The organism is Bombilactobacillus sp. ESL1097 (assembly GCF_058107205.1).
The window spans coordinates 1-14,832 of the sequence record NZ_JBYLUB010000003.1 but is presented as its reverse complement, the minus strand read 5'-3'; the positions used below and the strand labels follow the sequence as shown (position 1 = coordinate 14,832).

Sequence of the window (14,832 nt, the reverse complement as noted above, 5' to 3'; positions counted from 1 at the left end):
TTGTTAAACTATAGTGAAGATGTTTGTTTTAAATACTCTGCTGAGAATTTCTTTGTGATTTATAGATAAAATTAATTTTGTAGATTATGATATTAATAAATTCTTTGTCAGCAGATTTGAGACAAAAGAAAGTGTCTTGATTTCTAAAAAAGTATTTTTGGTTGATGTTCGCCTTGAAGTTATGCATTAATACCGTTAATTAAAGATTCAGGAGTCATTGTTCAGTGAAACTATTTCAACGTTTTTTCCATAATGAATACAAATATCAGAAGATGTTTGTCTTTATTTTAATTTTCTATTTAGCAATGGGCGTCTCCAAATACGCTCAAATCTTGTTCTTTCAACAAAATCATGGTCTGCTGAATTATTCCATCTCTTATTCGGCGATGGCAGTGGCGGGATCATTTTCCTTTTTAATCAGTAACAATTTGGCCAACTGGGGGTTAAAAAAGATTGTCAAAGTTTTTTTGCCAATCTATGCTGTGGGCATGTTGTTGAGAGTGATTCCTAATAACGCTTTTATAGCGTTGATTTCGGGTATTATTGCCGGTCTCGGAGCTAGTATTACGTTACTAGTAATTCGCTCTTGGATTTATTTTGAATCAGACCAAGATGAAGCAGCTAAAGAAGCATTGGTTTCGTCGCGGTATACAATTATGCAAATTGCTACTTTGATGGCCACTATTGTTGCTGGCTGGTTGATTTCTGTAGTGCATGCTGCAAATTATATGTACTGGTTTTTGATTGTTATAGCGGCCTTATTGATGGGCAGTCTGTCAGTGACTAATAGCATTCCTGACGGTAGAGTTCAAAAAAAGCCGCATAGTCTGTTGGTGGCGTTACCAACGAATCGGTTAGCGGGGGTACTATTATTTTTGTTGGTGTTCTTATTGGGGTTAACTAACGCCTTGATTGATCCTATTTTACCAGCGATTTTACGGAAGACTGGTCTAAAAATTAGTGCAGTAACTGTTTGGACGACGATATTTAGTATTTTAACAGTTTTAACATCGCTTTTTTATCAACGGCGACATTTGCGGATGTCTGCAGGATGGGCCTTTCTTATCAATGAAGTCATTGTTGGTTGTAGTATGTTGGTAGCATTTTTAGAATTTGACAAGGGCATTTATATTTCGTTAATTGCTTATACAATTATGGCAATTGGTATCGCCGGCTTTTTTATCTTTAAAGAGTTGATGGAATACGATATGTTTCCCCAAACTGAAAGCTTTCTGTATTTAGGCATAGCTCAGTCGGGCTTTTTGGTAGGTGATGCCTTAGGTTCACCAGTCGGAACGTTGCTGTTTCAACAAACAGGCACTAAACTGTTGCTGTTAATTTACGGAGTGTTGACGATAGTTTGTGGAATAGGTTATAGCTTGTTATATGTTTATTTACGAAAATCAAACAATAATTAGCAATTGTTGGAGTAGTTATTAAAATTCAGAATAACTCAGCATTACTTCTTTCTTTAATGTTTTATGTTATTCGACTCCAAAAAGGAAGAATTACTTTTTCAAGGTTATGTACAAAACGGTCCCATGGTAATCAATAATTTTTACGTCAATAAAATCGTTTTGGTTTCTAATTGAAAAACGAAGCCTGTACTGTTCATTATAATTGTTATTTATGTTTTTGTATTCTTAAGTATGTTATAATGAATACAAATATACAAAGGAGGATTTATAATGACAACAACTCCAACTACTATTCGGATAGATGACCAGTTAAAAAAAGCTGTAGAACCGCGTCTAGAAATTGCCGGATTAACATTAAATGGTTACATTAACATGGCAATTAAACAGTTCGTTATTCAAAATAAAATTCCATTTGAAATTATAGTTCCTGACGAAATACCCAATGATACAACTCATAAGGCTTTGATTGAAGCACAAGCTAAGGAAATGGGTTTAATACCGGATAACTCTCCTGAATTTGAGGAGACAAGTCAGATTATGGATTTTTTGAATAGTGATAGCCAATAATGAATAACGTTAATTACAAGATTAAGATTGAACCGCAGTTTCAAAAGGATTATCAAAAATTTAAAAAACACCATCCAGAATTAATTTCAGAATTTAGGATTGCATTAAGTGAGTTACAGCTTCATGGCCGTGTTCCTGATTCTTACAGTCCACATAAACTGGATAATAGGTGTGGTTTATATAATGATACTTTAGACTTTCACTTATCAGAAGGCAAAGTAGACGTTGTAATCATTTATCTGCCGCATAATACTAATCCAGTAATTAGGTTAATTCGAATAGGAACGCATAAAGAACTTTTTCAAGGAAAAATAAAATAATGGAAATAAAAAAACGATCACTAAGAGGCAATTAAAAGTTATTTAGTTTTTGTGAAAAGGGTTGATATTTAATGAACATTCCTAATAGAAGAACAGATGCTGTAGCATTTATTAAATTTAATTGTAAAGCAGAGGAGTTAAATAATGGAATTTTATACTTTCCAAGTATAAAAACCTTTCTAAATGATAAAAATACTTTTATTGGAGATGATGAGGAGGGTTATATTAAAATAAGGGATAGTTCAAAAATTAGCTATTCAGAATTAATATATCAATCAGGTCTATATAATAATGCTAAATCGTATATTAGTTGTTTTACTATACTTTATGATAATGATTTTAACGAAGATGGTAGCATAAAAAAAGATGTTGTCTATAGATTGAGAAAATTTAGTGATAGCAATCAAGGGAAAGACGCGGTATTATTTTTCACTGATTTTAATCATGAATTAGACAGGGTACGAATAAAAACTGTTGAATTTAATAACAAGTCTGTTAAAAATCCTAAAATAGATAATTCGGGAATACAAACTTTTCAGGGAGATAATCTTCTTGATTGGAAGGTTGAAATGTGTAATAAGGACTGCATAGATGCATATAAAGAGCTATCTTTCGTCAAAACTTTTAATAACCAAAAATGTGAAATTGTCGATCAAAACATAAATCATAAAAAAAAGATCACTTAAATAATTATCTAAAAGAATTAGGAAGGTATGATAATGATGGAATAGATATAACCTTTTTTACAAAGTTTGTTAAATATAAAAATGAAACTCTGTCTTTCGATAATAACGAAGAATTATTCTATGAAATAAAGGATAAAAAAAAGTTGGAAGAAGTTTTATTAAACGCTTTTGCGGTTAAAAATCCAAAATATTCTCAGCAGAATGAATATAGAATATTAATCATTGAATTTGGTCGTGAGGATACAAATTTTCCAGATGCAATTCAGTTAGAACTTCCTAAAGAAAGATATCATTCAATACTCATTAAGAATGAAGATTTAGAAAAAATAAATAAGAATAACATATCTGTTAATTAATTATAACATTGAAGTATCTTTAAACTTTTACGACATAACTTAATGGTTGTGTCGCTTTTTTTACTTGTCTTATAATTAAATTGGTTAAAATACGTCATAACTTACCGACATAAACACATGCTATATTTTTGGAATGGAGTTAAAAGTATGGAAACTATTTTTATTTTAATCCGAGGAAATTCTGGGAGTGGCAAAACAGTTTTAGCTGATAATCTACAAAAATATTTAGGTTATGATAATTGTTTTTTGCTTCATCAAGATGTTATCCGCCGTGATATATTACATGCTAACGACCGTCCAGGTACACCAGCAATTAGTTTAATAAAAGAATTGGTTGAATACGGGTCTAAACATTATCATGTAATTATTTTAGAGGGTATTTTACGCAAAGATGTTTATGGTGAAATGTTAGAAAATTTAATCCAACTTTTTGGTCGTAATGCTTTTGTCTATTACTTGGACGTACCTTTTTCTCTGACAGTTAAGCATAATCAAACAAAAGATTTTCCCTTTCCAATAGCAAGTTTAAAAAAATGGTGGCGGGCTAATGATTATCTAGAATATAATGACCGCCGTTTGACAAATGGCGACACAAAAACTTTTTTTAAGCAAATTATCCATGATATAACAGAAAATAATTTATAGCATGAAAGGATTTTTACATGAAATACGGCTACGCTCGTGTTAGTACAACGGATCAAAAATTGGAAAATCAAATTGAATTGTTAAAAACAGCTGGCTCTGAAAAAATTTACAGGCACTACAACTCAACGTCCAGAATTTCAAAAGCTGATTGATCTGCTATCAGAAGATGATACATTGATCGTTACTAAGCTAGATAGGTTTACTAGAAATATGAAAGAGGCTTTGGAGATTATCCAAGATCTGATCCAACGCAATGTTAAGATTCATATTCTTAATATGGGAATGATTGATAATACACCAACAGGACAATTAATCTTTACGATTTTTAGTGCGTTTGCGCAATTCGAACGTGATATGATTGTAACAAGGACACAGGAAGGGAAAGCTTACGCTAAAAAGAATGATCCAGGTTTTAGAGAAGGACGCCCCAAAACGTACACTGACGAACAAATTCGCTTTGCTTATGAATTACGCCAGCAGGGTATGACCTATAAAATGATTGAGCGTAAAACAGGTATCAGTGAACGTACTCAACAGCGACGTTTTAAATTGTTGAACAATTAATTAATAGAATAAGGAGAATTCATATGCTTAAGAAAATGTCTTATTATTTAGATGTCTTACTTTATCTTGCTATGGTAATTTTGAGTGTTTGTTCGTTAGTAGAATCGTTACTTCATCCAACGACAAGTAATTCGGCAACCATTTTTTATATTTTAAGCACAGCTAGCTTGGTCATAGCAACCGTTTTGTCTGTTGCCAGAATTAAAGTTAATAGAAAATTAGGTTTCGTTTTAAATACTTTGAGCATAACATTAATGGCTGCCAGCGCGTGGTTCCTGTTAATAGCCAACGGCTATATTTTTAAAATTCTCGGTCAAGTAATAATAGCAGTGTTTTTAGTTTTAACCATAGTAATTGCTTTTATGAATTACTATTTGGTCAAAAATAGCTAATCAAAACAATTTTAAGCAACAAAATAAAGTGGCTAAAGCCTTGTAAATCAAGGATTTAGCCACTTTTTTATTTGATCTTGATTCGCTGGTGATTATAGTAATGAATATATTCTTTGGTTGTTACCTCTAAGTCATCTAAGTTTTAAAATTGCTTCTCAAAACCATAATACATTTCTCACTTGAGTATACCAAAGAACCCCTCCATTAAGCCATCGTCGAGCAAATTTCCTTTACGTGACATGGATTGTTTGATTCCACGTTGCTTTAACCATGATTGAAATCTTTGGTGTTGATACTGCCATCCTTGATCAGAGTGCATAATGATGTATATTTATGCTCTGCCTTTTCCAACATAGTCATTGTTTGTTGGAGATTGGGACTACGAGAAATTGTGTAGGAAATAACACTCATCCATGATGGGCGATAGATATGTCTTCTGACCATGAAGATTGAACTCAGTCATGTCACACAATACCACTTATGATTAGGTTTAGTTGCACCAAAATTACGTTGAATTAAATTGTCTTTGATATGACCTTTACGTCTCAACTCACAAGTAATTCTACGATAGCCATAGTGATGACAGTTAGTTTCATAACATAAATGGATCATTAAAGCTTGGTTTTTGTTATCTTTGATTTTGTATAGTAGTAGTTACTACGAGACGGATTGGGTAAATCAGGAGATTCATTGATGATTTTAAGGACATACTCAACGCTGACGCGGAATTCTTTTCTTACCTTGATAATTGCTTGAACTAGTTCTTCTGATCGGACTGGTCGATCAGAGTATTTAACTTTTTTCTTAATTCGATCTCGATATGCATTTTCAAGTTCTGCTGCTCTAAGTCTTGGATTTTTTGTTGGAGAAGCTTGATTTGTTGAGTTTGAGTCGTTCTTTCTCTCTTGTGATTAATCACATTATACCCGTCTGCTTTGTATTTGCGTATCCAAGATTGTAAGATTGATTGATGTTTTAATCCTAAATCAATAGAAACCGAGTACATGGTTTCGTAATTCAGTAATACACGATTGATTGCTTGTTCTTTAAATTCTACAGAATGGGAAATGTATGGGCAATCCAGTAGTTCAATACCGTGTCGATCAAGTAAAGCCACCAAATATATAATAGTAGATCGATCAATTAAGAACTTTTCGGATAGTTCCTTGATTCCGTATGAATAATTTTTCCATAAATTATAAATATCAATTTTGTCTTGTTTAGATAATCTGCTCATAAAAAATGCCTCCAAAAATTAAGATTTTTGGAGGCATTTTTGGTGGCATATCGAAGGGAGACGGTCTTATCAGTTTTATAAATATAATATTGTGTTGGATTAATTAGAAATCATTGTGAATTGAAGTTGTCAGTTGCCAGACAATATTGAAGGGATCCTTCACGATCCCATAAGCGGGGCTGAAGACGTTACTGGTCAGCGGTGTGATGATGTCAACCTGGTACTGGTTTGTCACTAATCCCTGGTAAAGGGTCGTAATCTGGTCTTTGTCCGTTGATTGTAGGCAAATACTCTGATTATTGCCAATCACAAATTGTGCATTATCAACAGGTGTGTCATTCAACATTAATTCGCCACCGGTAGGAAATACCAATACGCAGTGACTAACCTGATTTTCAATTTTAGGCGTCAGCTTCAGGGGAGCACCTATTTGTTGGACCTCAAGCAGTGTCTTTTTAAAAACGACTTCGGCTCCTAGTGCTTTTTCGTAAAAGGCGATTGCCTTATTTGCTTGTCCGTTTAACGATAGAAAAGGAATTAGTTCTGTTTTTGTCATGTTTACAACCTCCAATTGCTTAATTGATTTAACAAACGTAGTATAGCAAGTAAAATATGACACAATTATGTCAGGATTGGAGAAAGAATGAGAATAAGTCGCTTAATTAGTCTAGCTTTCCTACTGCTGCGACAAGAAATAGTCCCAGCAACCAAGTTGGCAACGTTATTTGAAGTCAGTGTTCGTACCATTTATCGAGATTTGGATACGTTAAATGAGGCTGGTATTCCGATTTTTACCAAACAGGGTCGTTATGGTGGCGTTGGCATCATGTCAGATTATAAGGTGGACAAAAAGTTGTTTACTCAAACAGATCTTGATAATCTGCTCGTTGCGCTATCTGGTACGACTACGCTACTAGCAACCCCAGAACTGCGAGAAACTTTGAATCGGATTAAGGGATTATCTACTGTATCTGAAGGACTGATGCCAGTGGTCATTGAATATCAAGGTTGGCCAGGAACGGTCGCCCTGCGGAGACGAGCAACCGCATGATTAATTGCGATTCGGCAACATCATATCGTGAAGTTTACCTATACGAACCGAAGTGGTCAAATGAGCCAGCGGACATTGGAACCATACCGCATCGTTTTCAAAGTCCAGCGCTGGTATCTTCAAGGTTTCGACATGACTCGGCAGGCATTTCGAACTTTTACTCTTGCAAAACTCTCCATGATCGAGTACTCAGCAGAAACATTTGAACCGCGATCTATTAATGCTGAGAAGCTTGTCTTATATAGCGGGATGAAACCGCAACGGGAAACGATAGTTTGGTTAGCTGTTGCGGAACGTTTTCGGGACGTGTTTGTGGAACGGTTTGGTCCGGAGGTAATCAACGAAACGGATGGGCAGACCTTTCATGCAACTATAGGTCTGCCGAATAATGAAGAAAGTTTCCGGTTTTTGTTAGGTCTGGGACAGGGAGTTCAGATTTTGAATCAGTCGCAATTTAAAACCGATTTTCGGGCATACGTACTTGCGCTTGCTAATCAATTGTAGAGTTCTATCAAGTAATTGGTAGGCAATGTCTTTAACTCGCCAGTAGGAATGCTGTTGTTTCAACGATTGGAAACGAAACTATTGATGTTCATTTGATTTGATTAGTACTTTGAATAAAAAAAGCATTGTCTCCTGTTCAATGTGGATCATAAGAACAAGATAACAATGCGTAGATGAGCTCCAGTTAAAAAGCCGTATAATTTAGAGAAATATGTTGGTCGTCAGAGGATTATTTTTTAGGATGCCCCATATATTGCAGTTCATCAAATGGTCCATTAGCAATTGAGATTTGATCAATGACTTGCCCATCCTTTTCAAAAGTAAAAGTTGCGCGGCCAGTAAAACGAGCTTCCGCACCATCACAAACTGATGAAGCTTGCTTTTGTGTCAATGATCCTGGTAAGACATTAAACCATTTTTGTACTTCGATTTGTTGATCATTGTGGACTTTTAAAGTAAAGTTTTTGTTTGCTTCATGATAGGAATAAGTGAATGCATCAATCACGTTCCGTTGGATACTTGCATCGTAATGTTGTTGATTAACAGTATATTGTAAATGCTCATTATTTTGAGTGTCTGGCCCGCCAGCTAATAGTTCACCATTTTTATATACCATAAAAAGTGGGTATTCAGGATAGCCGTATTCTTTTTCAAAAGTGATGTTAATAGCCATCACAGTGTACTAGTTGAAATTCCAGTAATACCAATTCCAGTTATTTAAGATTTCCCCCAAGGGCTTATTCATCCAACCCCGATCGACGTAGCCGGTTCCATCAGTATCCAGGTTTAATTCTTTACTGTGAATGGTTACATGAGCTGTGGGAGTTGGTGGTACTACAAAAAAGCCAAAATAATTTTCTTGTTCTTGTCCGAAAAGAAAGTGTCCTGTTTCAGGATGCCAGACTGGTGCTTGTGGTGTAACCTCTAAGTCAATCACAAGATCATCAACTTCAGCGTGTGCATGAAATTGTTGCAGTTGAGTACTTTGGTAGTAATTCTGAGCAATGGCCACCCCAGAGTTATTTTTTAAAATGGAAAAGTCTGCAGGATCGAATTCAAGGTGTTTCATAATATTTTTACCGTTAGGAAAATTAATCATCACATCTAAAGTGGGTTTCAGACCTAACTCACCTTGAAAAAAGGGGGCCGTCGTAATGCCAATCACAACACTAGCTTCGGTGGTATCAACTTTAGTAAAAAACCATTCAAATGATCCTTTTAAGCCGTCGAAATGAACGTGCTCTTCCCACGGATTAATTTTATTTTTTGCTTGTCCTAATAAACGGTATTCTGCAGTACTTTTGGCTAAGTGTAATGGAGTTTTTCCTTGAGTCATTGTTATTATATCCTTTCACATGATTTAATTGGTGGATTGTAGGTTGCTAGTTCAAATAGTATACTATAATGACCATTACAAGCGTTATCAAAGGTAATCAAAAGGCACAAACGCTTTAAAATGTGTCTTTTGATTATATAAAGACTAATTAAGAAATTTATGTAAAAAGAAAATGTTCGTATAGATACGAACATTACTTTTCAGCGGTTTGTATTTATAAGCTGAGGTGCTGCTACCATTCCGGTTACGGATAGTAATTAAGACCGCGTAATTATAAGCACTTCTTGAGTAGTAAAAATAAATAGTGCTGATGTTCAGGTCTTCACTCAACGTTCTGTTCTTAAGTTTAAGATCCAACGGATAGTTAAGGCTATGATGATCATCATGGCGGCAAATAATCCAATGCCGAGATAGTTTTTAAAGGCTTTGAATAAGAGGCCCCCGATTATACCAGCGCAGGTTTCGCCTAAATACATAGCAGAATTGGATAATGAAGAAATAGTGCTGCCAGCATTGGGCACCGTAGTTTGAAACATGGTCATGAATAAGGGCAAAATTAGTCCGTTTAACAAATAAATTAAGATTAAAATAATTTCTGCGAACCAAAAGTTAGCGGCAGTAATGGTTAGTAAATCTACAATGATTAAAAGTAATGCAATACTCATGAACGATTTTTTCAGACCAAAATGTTGAACGATTTTATCGCTGATGAGAGAGCCAATTAAATTACCCAGGCCAGCGACCAAGAGTGCTGTACCAATTGTTGATAAAGAGAGCTGAAAGGTAGTCTGAAACCAAGTTGAAACAAAGGTCATGACCGTAAACGCGCCTGTTTGGAAAATTAAGTAAACGATTAATTGGCTTAGAGCTTGGTGATTAGTTAAAATTTGTTGATAGATTTGAATAAAGGAGAGATGTTGGCGGGACTTAATTTCTAATTCGGGTAAGGTGAAAAATAACAATAGTAATAACAAGAAAGCTGCTCCTGAGATAACATAGAATGGAGTGTGCCAAGAACTAGCGGCTAAATAACTGCCAATGGGAATCCCAATGACTTGCGCAACAGAGATCCCTGCCGTGGCGTAACCCATGACTTTGACTACTTGTTTTCGCGGAATCACTACGGGAATAGAGGCCCAGACTTGTGGTGTCACAAAAGAAGCACTGACGCCAGCCAAAAAGCGAAAGATTAGCATTAAAGGAAAACTGTTGGCAAACGCACAGAGTAAAGTTGCGAGGGCAAAACTTAATAAGCCCCATAACATGACTTTTTTGCGATCATGGCCGTCAGAAATAGGGCCGGAAATTAAAGCAAAGACTGCATAACCAATGGCATAGGCACTCACTAACCAACCGGAAATTGCAGTTGGAATATGATAAATGTGGCTCAAAGTAGGTAATAATGGCGAAATTAAAAATGTATCCGTACCAATTAAAAACATTGTTAAAAAGAATAAACTAGCATATTTTTTCATCTATTGAAGACTTCCGTTTCATTTAATCAAGTTGTAATTCGCTATTTCTAAATATATCGAAATTAGCTCTAAAATTTTTTAGTGGTCTGTCAAAGTTGTTAAAAATCCGGGCAAGTACTGCGCAAAGGTGGCTTCGTTGATGCTGATCAAACGTGTTTGTGCATCTTTACGGGTCTTGGTTAAGCCGGCCTCCCGCATAGCTCGTAAATGATATGAAACGGTGGAATCACTTAAGTTTAAATGCGCTGCAATTTCACCACAGGTCATTTCACGGTGACTGTTAAACAGGATTCGAATAATTTTTAAGCGTCCTTCATCGGCTAAAGCTTTGAGAATTTTTACTCTATTTTCGTCAGAATTCATTTTTTACTCCTTGTTTGTATTTTTAGAAATATCGAATTAACGATTTGTATTAAAACATTATCAAGCTGAAATGTCAAATTTTAAATTGAAACTGATGGCACAGATTAACGAGTAATTGAATTGGGAAAAAATCACCTCGCTGCTCAGTTGAAATGTGCTAATATTGGCTTTGAAACATGATTAAACTGCCACCAAAGAATTTGTTACTATAGAGCTGAGGTAGTTCACGGAAAGAAAGTAAAAAATGTTCAAGAAAATTCATGATGATGTCAAAGCTGGCAATTATGATGATGTGCAATTGGCATATACGGCTTGGCAGCAACAAAAAGCCCACCAGAATAATGCATCAATGACAGATTTCGCCATGGGCGAGTAGCAGGCTCAAAACGATTTTCAGCAGCATGGATCTTTTAAAGTTTATCCTCAATTAGCAGTTGATGTCTTAAACAAACTCTTTGATCATCGTGCGGATGAAATTGCGGAGTTTATTAAAGGTTATAATTCGTACAAATTAAAAATGAAGTAGTTTTAAAAGCTAAAAAAACAGTCTTACATACATATCAATATACTAACTTGATAATTCAAAGATATAAAGATATATTGATATATAAAGACTGTTTTTTACATAATTAGTTAGTGTGAGCTTCACTTAAGTTAGCCCATTGTTTGTTGGTTCCTAATTTGACATAATTTTGTCCGTTGATGTTTTTAATACCATAAACTTTGTAAAAGTCGTCAGCTTGGATTTTAGTCGTTGGCGTTCCAAACTGGTTAAACAGTTGAGTCCCCTTTTCAAAAATATATAGCGAACGCACGGCCACTACGTCATTAGTGGCATCCACCCATTGGTTAGCTCCTAAGTCCACCCGCGTAATGGGATTTCCGGTGGCACTGTTACTAGCATACTTACTGATTTTCCAATCAGCAATGTTGGAATTCAAATAACCGGTAATGTGCCAAAGTTGTGGCGAATCATAAATTGGCACCCGTTGGTAGTTAGAATAGGCTTCTAATAAGTTATTTGGCTTTTGATTTTTAACGACACCACCTAAAAAGACATCGCTACTTTTGACCCAGGCCTTGGCCCCTAGTTTATAAGATAAGCGCTGAGCATTGGCTGCTGGACTAGCTTGGCCAATGGCGAAGACTTGCCAATTGTTGATTTTAGTTGATAAAGTGGCCCCGGTTGGTTGCGTGCAATCAGCATCACTGTATAAGGGTACTGCAGTATTGCCGGAACTAACTTGTAAATTAGTAGCTGATGTCACGTAGTTTTTTGCTTGAACTGGTTGTACAGCTAACATTAAACAGCCGATTAGGGCAAGTAAGAAGCTGCTACTGGATAACTTTAGTTTCATTTTTAATTTTCATCCTTGTCAAATTAAATTTTATGTTGAAATCTTAACTTGGTTCTTTCAGTGTGTGATCTGGCTTTTAATGATATCAACTCCTTTAGCTTTGTTCATAAAGATTAATTTAAATATAGCATAAATCAGTACTAGTAATTGCAAATAATGACTATTATTTAATTAATTTTTAATAAAATTTAACAGGTAGTTCAATGCAATAATTAATCAAAAATTGAGATTAAATTTGATAGAAATCTTACTTTTGAAAAATGCTACTACTAATTAATGTAACAGCATTAATTATTTAAAATCATACTTTTTACTGAAAGTCGCCGTGATGAGCAGTGCGCTGGTGATGATCACCAGTAATAATAAGGTAGTGCCGCCAATGAAGTCTAATTTTTGCAGCAAGTAATATGCTACAACGCCCACTAACCACCACCAGAAATTCCAGAAAAAGTTGAGCCTTTGTTTAATTAAGAAGACACTGACAAATAAAATGGCAAATAATGGCGTAAAAATGGCGCCGATAAAGTTTAAAAAGTTTTGGTAGTACTTTAAAGAAACGTTGAGTGCAATTAATAAGCCCAAGATCGTAATACCAACAGCCCAATAATTGACATGGTTTAAATGCCAGATATTATCTAAACTAGTTGCTGCGGAGTAAGCATCCATAAAGGTTGTGGTAACGGTCGCGAAGATGATAATTAATAAAGCGATGATGCCCAAATTGGTTTGTGCTAGGGTTTGGTTAAAATTAGTTTGTCCAGATTTTAAAACGGCTAATAATCCTAGGACAAACATGGCACAACTACCGAGAAAGTAACCCAGGACGCTCACTAAACTTTCCTTCACTGGCTGCTGTCCTTGATAGGTATAATCACCAATCAATGGTAGCCAAGATAAGACCATCGTCACGTTGAGTTCTACCGCACTGCCAAAACTGATCGGAGTGAGTTTTAGCTGCTGTGCATGAGGGAAAGAATGTGTCAGCAAAATTCCTGCTACTAAAAGCATCCCGATAGCTAAGAGAATAACTACTAAATTATTGATTCGAAAGAGCCATTGATGGTTCAATAATAGCCAAATAATAATTAATCCCGCTACAATTACTGCCATGACCACGGTATTATGATAATTAAATAACTTCTGTGCCAGACTATTTAAAGCCAATTGCGCATTGACGATCATCACTGCCGTCCAGCCGAGTAACTGTAACGCATTTAAACCAGAGAAAATTTCAACTCCAGCCTTACCAAAGATACTTTGCGTGACGGCAATAGCTGGTTGTTGTTTAATTGCTGAAAGATAAGCTGCAGGTAATAAAAATAAAAAACAGCCAATCAAGTGCCCGATAATAATGGCACTAATACCTTTTCCCCATCCTAGGGGAGCCATTAAGGTTCCAGTAACAATTTCAGCAATTGAGATTGCTGTTCCCAGCCACAATAAAAATAAACTACTCAACTTTGTTTGTTGCATTTTGCACACACTTTCCGAATAAATACTTGGTTGTGGCAATAAAAAAGTATTCTTTTACGATTCAGCAACAATTTCGCAAAAAGAATACTTTCAATTGATCACAATTCCTACGTTTGTCTTAACAAAACAGGTTCGAAGGGTCTGATTTTCATCATTCTCAGCACAGATAGGCTCCCCTTTGCGATAATTATATGTTTACAGATGCTAGTTTATAACGTTTACATAAAAAGTACAACATTTAATTGATATGTATTTGGGCATGAAACCAATGTTGGAAAAAGAATAGATATCCGCAACTTGCTTATCCTGTGTGAAAATTAAGCAAGAAGCTTCTGCTATGTATTTTTTAACAAAGAACGTTACTTTAAATGTTAATAATTGGTTCACTGACTTTATTTGAATATTTAAATGGTGATAAAACTATATTTTTTAAATTATTATGCCTTATTATTTAATAATAGTATTTTTTGACCATATAGATCTACGTTTAAAAGAGCTTATATATATTTGAAATCTAATTTCTACAGTAAGTAAAATACATTATAGTAATAAATACTAATTAACTAAACAAAATAATTTGTTATCAAAGCCTTATATATTTAAGATATATTATTATTTTTAATGATTAAAGAATTATTTCGATTTATAATAAAATAATCCATTTGATTAACTAATTGGTTTTAATAATTATAATTTGAAATGAAAATAATTTGTATTAATAAATAGTACTGATGTTTAATGATTAACATATTTAATACTTTCTTTAAAAATAAAAGGTAAACTTATAAGCATCTAAATAATTATTTATTTAGAGCCTTTTTTAACTTTGATAAGTATCAAACAATTTCAAAATTTAAATAACAACTAAAAATATGTTACGTGAAATTTAGATTATTAAACACTTAATCAGTTTTTTTACTGAACGTTGAACACGGTTATATATTTGGATGTATTTTTCACTTAATGTTAATGCAATAAAAATACTTTAGATAAATTTGAAAAATACTAAAGTTCAGTTTCTATAAAAAATTAGGCAAATGTATTTTGGGTATCAAAATGATACCCAAGGGTACAAGTCCTATGAGCT

19 protein-coding genes, 3 pseudogenes and 1 riboswitch are annotated in these 14,832 nt (G+C 34.5%); of the genes and pseudogenes, 12 read left to right on the top strand and 10 right to left on the bottom strand.

All coding sequences use genetic code 11. The annotated features are described in order from the left end of the window. The first annotated feature begins 224 nt into the window (after positions 1 to 224). The 8 genes and pseudogenes from AC3B6D_RS07755 to AC3B6D_RS07720 all read left to right on the top strand — a co-directional run bounded on the left by AC3B6D_RS07755 (position 225) and on the right by AC3B6D_RS07720 (position 4,948). A complete protein-coding gene (locus AC3B6D_RS07755; protein ID WP_489775333.1) occupies positions 225 to 1,418 on the top strand; it encodes an MFS transporter in 1,194 nt (397 codons plus the stop codon). A gap of 270 nt (positions 1,419 to 1,688) precedes the next feature. Continuing rightward, the gene (locus AC3B6D_RS07750) at positions 1,689 to 1,985 is read left to right on the top strand and encodes a type II toxin-antitoxin system RelB/DinJ family antitoxin (protein WP_489775332.1); all 297 of its coding nucleotides are present in this window, start codon (positions 1,689 to 1,691) and stop codon (positions 1,983 to 1,985) included. Beyond that, entirely contained in the window at positions 1,985 to 2,305 is a 321-nt protein-coding gene (locus AC3B6D_RS07745; RefSeq protein ID WP_489775331.1) for a type II toxin-antitoxin system RelE/ParE family toxin, read from the top strand. The genes AC3B6D_RS07750 and AC3B6D_RS07745 overlap by 1 nt, the downstream gene beginning before the upstream one ends. Positions 2,306 to 2,376: 71 nt before the next feature. Then, a complete protein-coding gene (locus AC3B6D_RS07740) occupies positions 2,377 to 2,991 on the top strand; it encodes a hypothetical protein (RefSeq protein ID WP_489775330.1) in 615 nt (204 codons plus the stop codon). Positions 2,992 to 3,134: 143 nt separating this feature from the next. After that, positions 3,135 to 3,347: a hypothetical protein gene (locus AC3B6D_RS07735; RefSeq protein ID WP_489775329.1), complete on the top strand. Its 213-nt coding sequence runs from the start codon at positions 3,135 to 3,137 to the stop codon at positions 3,345 to 3,347. 147 nt (positions 3,348 to 3,494) lie between these two features. Beyond that, positions 3,495 to 3,992: a zeta toxin family protein gene (locus AC3B6D_RS07730; protein ID WP_489775328.1), complete on the top strand. Its 498-nt coding sequence runs from the start codon at positions 3,495 to 3,497 to the stop codon at positions 3,990 to 3,992. A 17-nt stretch (positions 3,993 to 4,009) separates the two neighbouring features. Then, positions 4,010 to 4,556, top strand: a pseudogene (locus tag AC3B6D_RS07725) (recombinase family protein). 23 nt (positions 4,557 to 4,579) lie between these two features. Beyond that, on the top strand, positions 4,580 to 4,948 hold the full coding sequence (locus AC3B6D_RS07720) for a hypothetical protein (RefSeq protein WP_489775327.1): 369 nt from the start codon (positions 4,580 to 4,582) through the stop codon (positions 4,946 to 4,948). 67 nt (positions 4,949 to 5,015) lie between these two features. Here AC3B6D_RS07720 and AC3B6D_RS07715 read toward each other — a convergent pair. The 4 genes and pseudogenes from AC3B6D_RS07715 to AC3B6D_RS07700 form a co-directional block, all read right to left on the bottom strand. Beyond that, positions 5,016 to 5,060 (bottom strand): annotated as a pseudogene (locus AC3B6D_RS07715) (hypothetical protein); the annotation flags it as partial. 63 nt (positions 5,061 to 5,123) lie between these two features. After that, positions 5,124 to 5,267: a DDE-type integrase/transposase/recombinase gene (locus AC3B6D_RS07710; protein ID WP_489775326.1), complete on the bottom strand. Its 144-nt coding sequence runs from the start codon at positions 5,265 to 5,267 to the stop codon at positions 5,124 to 5,126. A 438-nt stretch (positions 5,268 to 5,705) separates the two neighbouring features. Further along, on the bottom strand, positions 5,706 to 6,185 hold the full coding sequence (locus AC3B6D_RS07705; RefSeq protein WP_489775325.1) for a transposase: 480 nt from the start codon (positions 6,183 to 6,185) through the stop codon (positions 5,706 to 5,708). A 103-nt stretch (positions 6,186 to 6,288) separates the two neighbouring features. Then, positions 6,289 to 6,741: a VOC family protein gene (locus AC3B6D_RS07700; protein ID WP_489775324.1), complete on the bottom strand. Its 453-nt coding sequence runs from the start codon at positions 6,739 to 6,741 to the stop codon at positions 6,289 to 6,291. 87 nt (positions 6,742 to 6,828) lie between these two features. Here AC3B6D_RS07700 and AC3B6D_RS07695 point away from each other — a divergent pair, with 87 nt between their 5' ends. From AC3B6D_RS07695 to AC3B6D_RS07685, 3 genes and pseudogenes are all read left to right on the top strand, one after another. After that, positions 6,829 to 7,236 carry a helix-turn-helix transcriptional regulator gene (locus tag AC3B6D_RS07695; protein ID WP_489775323.1) on the top strand — a complete coding sequence of 136 codons (408 nt, stop codon included), beginning with the start codon at positions 6,829 to 6,831 and terminating at the stop codon, positions 7,234 to 7,236. A 3-nt stretch (positions 7,237 to 7,239) separates the two neighbouring features. Further along, positions 7,240 to 7,404, top strand: a pseudogene (locus AC3B6D_RS07690) (helix-turn-helix transcriptional regulator); the annotation flags it as partial. 81 nt (positions 7,405 to 7,485) lie between these two features. After that, positions 7,486 to 7,740 carry a WYL domain-containing protein gene (locus AC3B6D_RS07685; RefSeq protein WP_489775322.1) on the top strand — a complete coding sequence of 85 codons (255 nt, stop codon included), beginning with the start codon at positions 7,486 to 7,488 and terminating at the stop codon, positions 7,738 to 7,740. A 229-nt stretch (positions 7,741 to 7,969) separates the two neighbouring features. On the opposite strand, the gene AC3B6D_RS07680 is transcribed toward AC3B6D_RS07685, so the two are convergent. From AC3B6D_RS07680 to AC3B6D_RS07665, 4 genes are all read right to left on the bottom strand, one after another. Beyond that, positions 7,970 to 8,413, bottom strand: a complete 444-nt coding sequence (locus AC3B6D_RS07680) for a hypothetical protein (RefSeq protein ID WP_489775321.1) — start codon at positions 8,411 to 8,413, stop codon at positions 7,970 to 7,972. Positions 8,414 to 8,422: 9 nt separating this feature from the next. Further along, complete coding sequence (locus AC3B6D_RS07675; RefSeq protein WP_489775320.1) at positions 8,423 to 9,076, bottom strand: hypothetical protein; 654 nt, start codon at positions 9,074 to 9,076, stop codon at positions 8,423 to 8,425. Positions 9,077 to 9,402: 326 nt separating this feature from the next. Beyond that, the gene (locus tag AC3B6D_RS07670; protein ID WP_489775319.1) at positions 9,403 to 10,551 is read right to left on the bottom strand and encodes an MFS transporter; all 1,149 of its coding nucleotides are present in this window, start codon (positions 10,549 to 10,551) and stop codon (positions 9,403 to 9,405) included. A 78-nt stretch (positions 10,552 to 10,629) separates the two neighbouring features. Beyond that, positions 10,630 to 10,914: an ArsR/SmtB family transcription factor gene (locus AC3B6D_RS07665; protein ID WP_489775318.1), complete on the bottom strand. Its 285-nt coding sequence runs from the start codon at positions 10,912 to 10,914 to the stop codon at positions 10,630 to 10,632. 244 nt (positions 10,915 to 11,158) lie between these two features. Here AC3B6D_RS07665 and AC3B6D_RS07660 point away from each other — a divergent pair, with 244 nt between their 5' ends. Then, complete coding sequence (locus tag AC3B6D_RS07660; protein ID WP_489775317.1) at positions 11,159 to 11,290, top strand: hypothetical protein; 132 nt, start codon at positions 11,159 to 11,161, stop codon at positions 11,288 to 11,290. Between the two features lie 253 nt (positions 11,291 to 11,543). Here AC3B6D_RS07660 and AC3B6D_RS07655 read toward each other — a convergent pair whose 3' ends face one another. Together AC3B6D_RS07655 and cytX are read right to left on the bottom strand one after the other, a co-directional pair. Next, the gene (locus AC3B6D_RS07655) at positions 11,544 to 12,272 is read right to left on the bottom strand and encodes a hypothetical protein (RefSeq protein WP_489758049.1); all 729 of its coding nucleotides are present in this window, start codon (positions 12,270 to 12,272) and stop codon (positions 11,544 to 11,546) included. A 291-nt stretch (positions 12,273 to 12,563) separates the two neighbouring features. Then, a complete protein-coding gene (gene cytX / locus AC3B6D_RS07650) occupies positions 12,564 to 13,745 on the bottom strand; it encodes a putative hydroxymethylpyrimidine transporter CytX (RefSeq protein ID WP_489758050.1) in 1,182 nt (393 codons plus the stop codon). Between the two features lie 87 nt (positions 13,746 to 13,832). Then, positions 13,833 to 13,933: riboswitch (TPP riboswitch) on the bottom strand. Between the last annotated feature and the right edge of the window lie 899 nt (positions 13,934 to 14,832).

What these genes read in the sequence shown, in the direction of transcription:
- AC3B6D_RS07750 (WP_489775332.1), top strand. Translation starts at nt 1,689, where the DNA reads ATGACAACAACTCCAACTACTATTCGGATAGATGACCAGTTAAAAAAA.
- AC3B6D_RS07745 (WP_489775331.1), top strand. Translation starts at nt 1,985, where the DNA reads ATGAATAACGTTAATTACAAGATTAAGATTGAACCGCAGTTTCAAAAG.
- AC3B6D_RS07740 (WP_489775330.1), top strand. Translation starts at nt 2,377, where the DNA reads ATGAACATTCCTAATAGAAGAACAGATGCTGTAGCATTTATTAAATTT.
- AC3B6D_RS07730 (WP_489775328.1), top strand. Translation starts at nt 3,495, where the DNA reads ATGGAAACTATTTTTATTTTAATCCGAGGAAATTCTGGGAGTGGCAAA.
- AC3B6D_RS07720 (WP_489775327.1), top strand. Translation starts at nt 4,580, where the DNA reads ATGCTTAAGAAAATGTCTTATTATTTAGATGTCTTACTTTATCTTGCT.
- AC3B6D_RS07710 (WP_489775326.1), bottom strand. Translation starts at nt 5,267, where the DNA reads ATGCACTCTGATCAAGGATGGCAGTATCAACACCAAAGATTTCAATCA.
- AC3B6D_RS07705 (WP_489775325.1), bottom strand. Translation starts at nt 6,185, where the DNA reads ATGAGCAGATTATCTAAACAAGACAAAATTGATATTTATAATTTATGG.
- AC3B6D_RS07700 (WP_489775324.1), bottom strand. Translation starts at nt 6,741, where the DNA reads ATGACAAAAACAGAACTAATTCCTTTTCTATCGTTAAACGGACAAGCA.
- AC3B6D_RS07695 (WP_489775323.1), top strand. Translation starts at nt 6,829, where the DNA reads ATGAGAATAAGTCGCTTAATTAGTCTAGCTTTCCTACTGCTGCGACAA.
- AC3B6D_RS07685 (WP_489775322.1), top strand. Translation starts at nt 7,486, where the DNA reads ATGAAACCGCAACGGGAAACGATAGTTTGGTTAGCTGTTGCGGAACGT.
- AC3B6D_RS07680 (WP_489775321.1), bottom strand. Translation starts at nt 8,413, where the DNA reads ATGGCTATTAACATCACTTTTGAAAAAGAATACGGCTATCCTGAATAC.
- AC3B6D_RS07675 (WP_489775320.1), bottom strand. Translation starts at nt 9,076, where the DNA reads ATGACTCAAGGAAAAACTCCATTACACTTAGCCAAAAGTACTGCAGAA.
- AC3B6D_RS07670 (WP_489775319.1), bottom strand. Translation starts at nt 10,551, where the DNA reads ATGAAAAAATATGCTAGTTTATTCTTTTTAACAATGTTTTTAATTGGT.
- AC3B6D_RS07665 (WP_489775318.1), bottom strand. Translation starts at nt 10,914, where the DNA reads ATGAATTCTGACGAAAATAGAGTAAAAATTCTCAAAGCTTTAGCCGAT.
- AC3B6D_RS07660 (WP_489775317.1), top strand. Translation starts at nt 11,159, where the DNA reads ATGTTCAAGAAAATTCATGATGATGTCAAAGCTGGCAATTATGATGAT.
- AC3B6D_RS07655 (WP_489758049.1), bottom strand. Translation starts at nt 12,272, where the DNA reads ATGAAACTAAAGTTATCCAGTAGCAGCTTCTTACTTGCCCTAATCGGC.
- cytX (WP_489758050.1), bottom strand. Translation starts at nt 13,745, where the DNA reads ATGCAACAAACAAAGTTGAGTAGTTTATTTTTATTGTGGCTGGGAACA.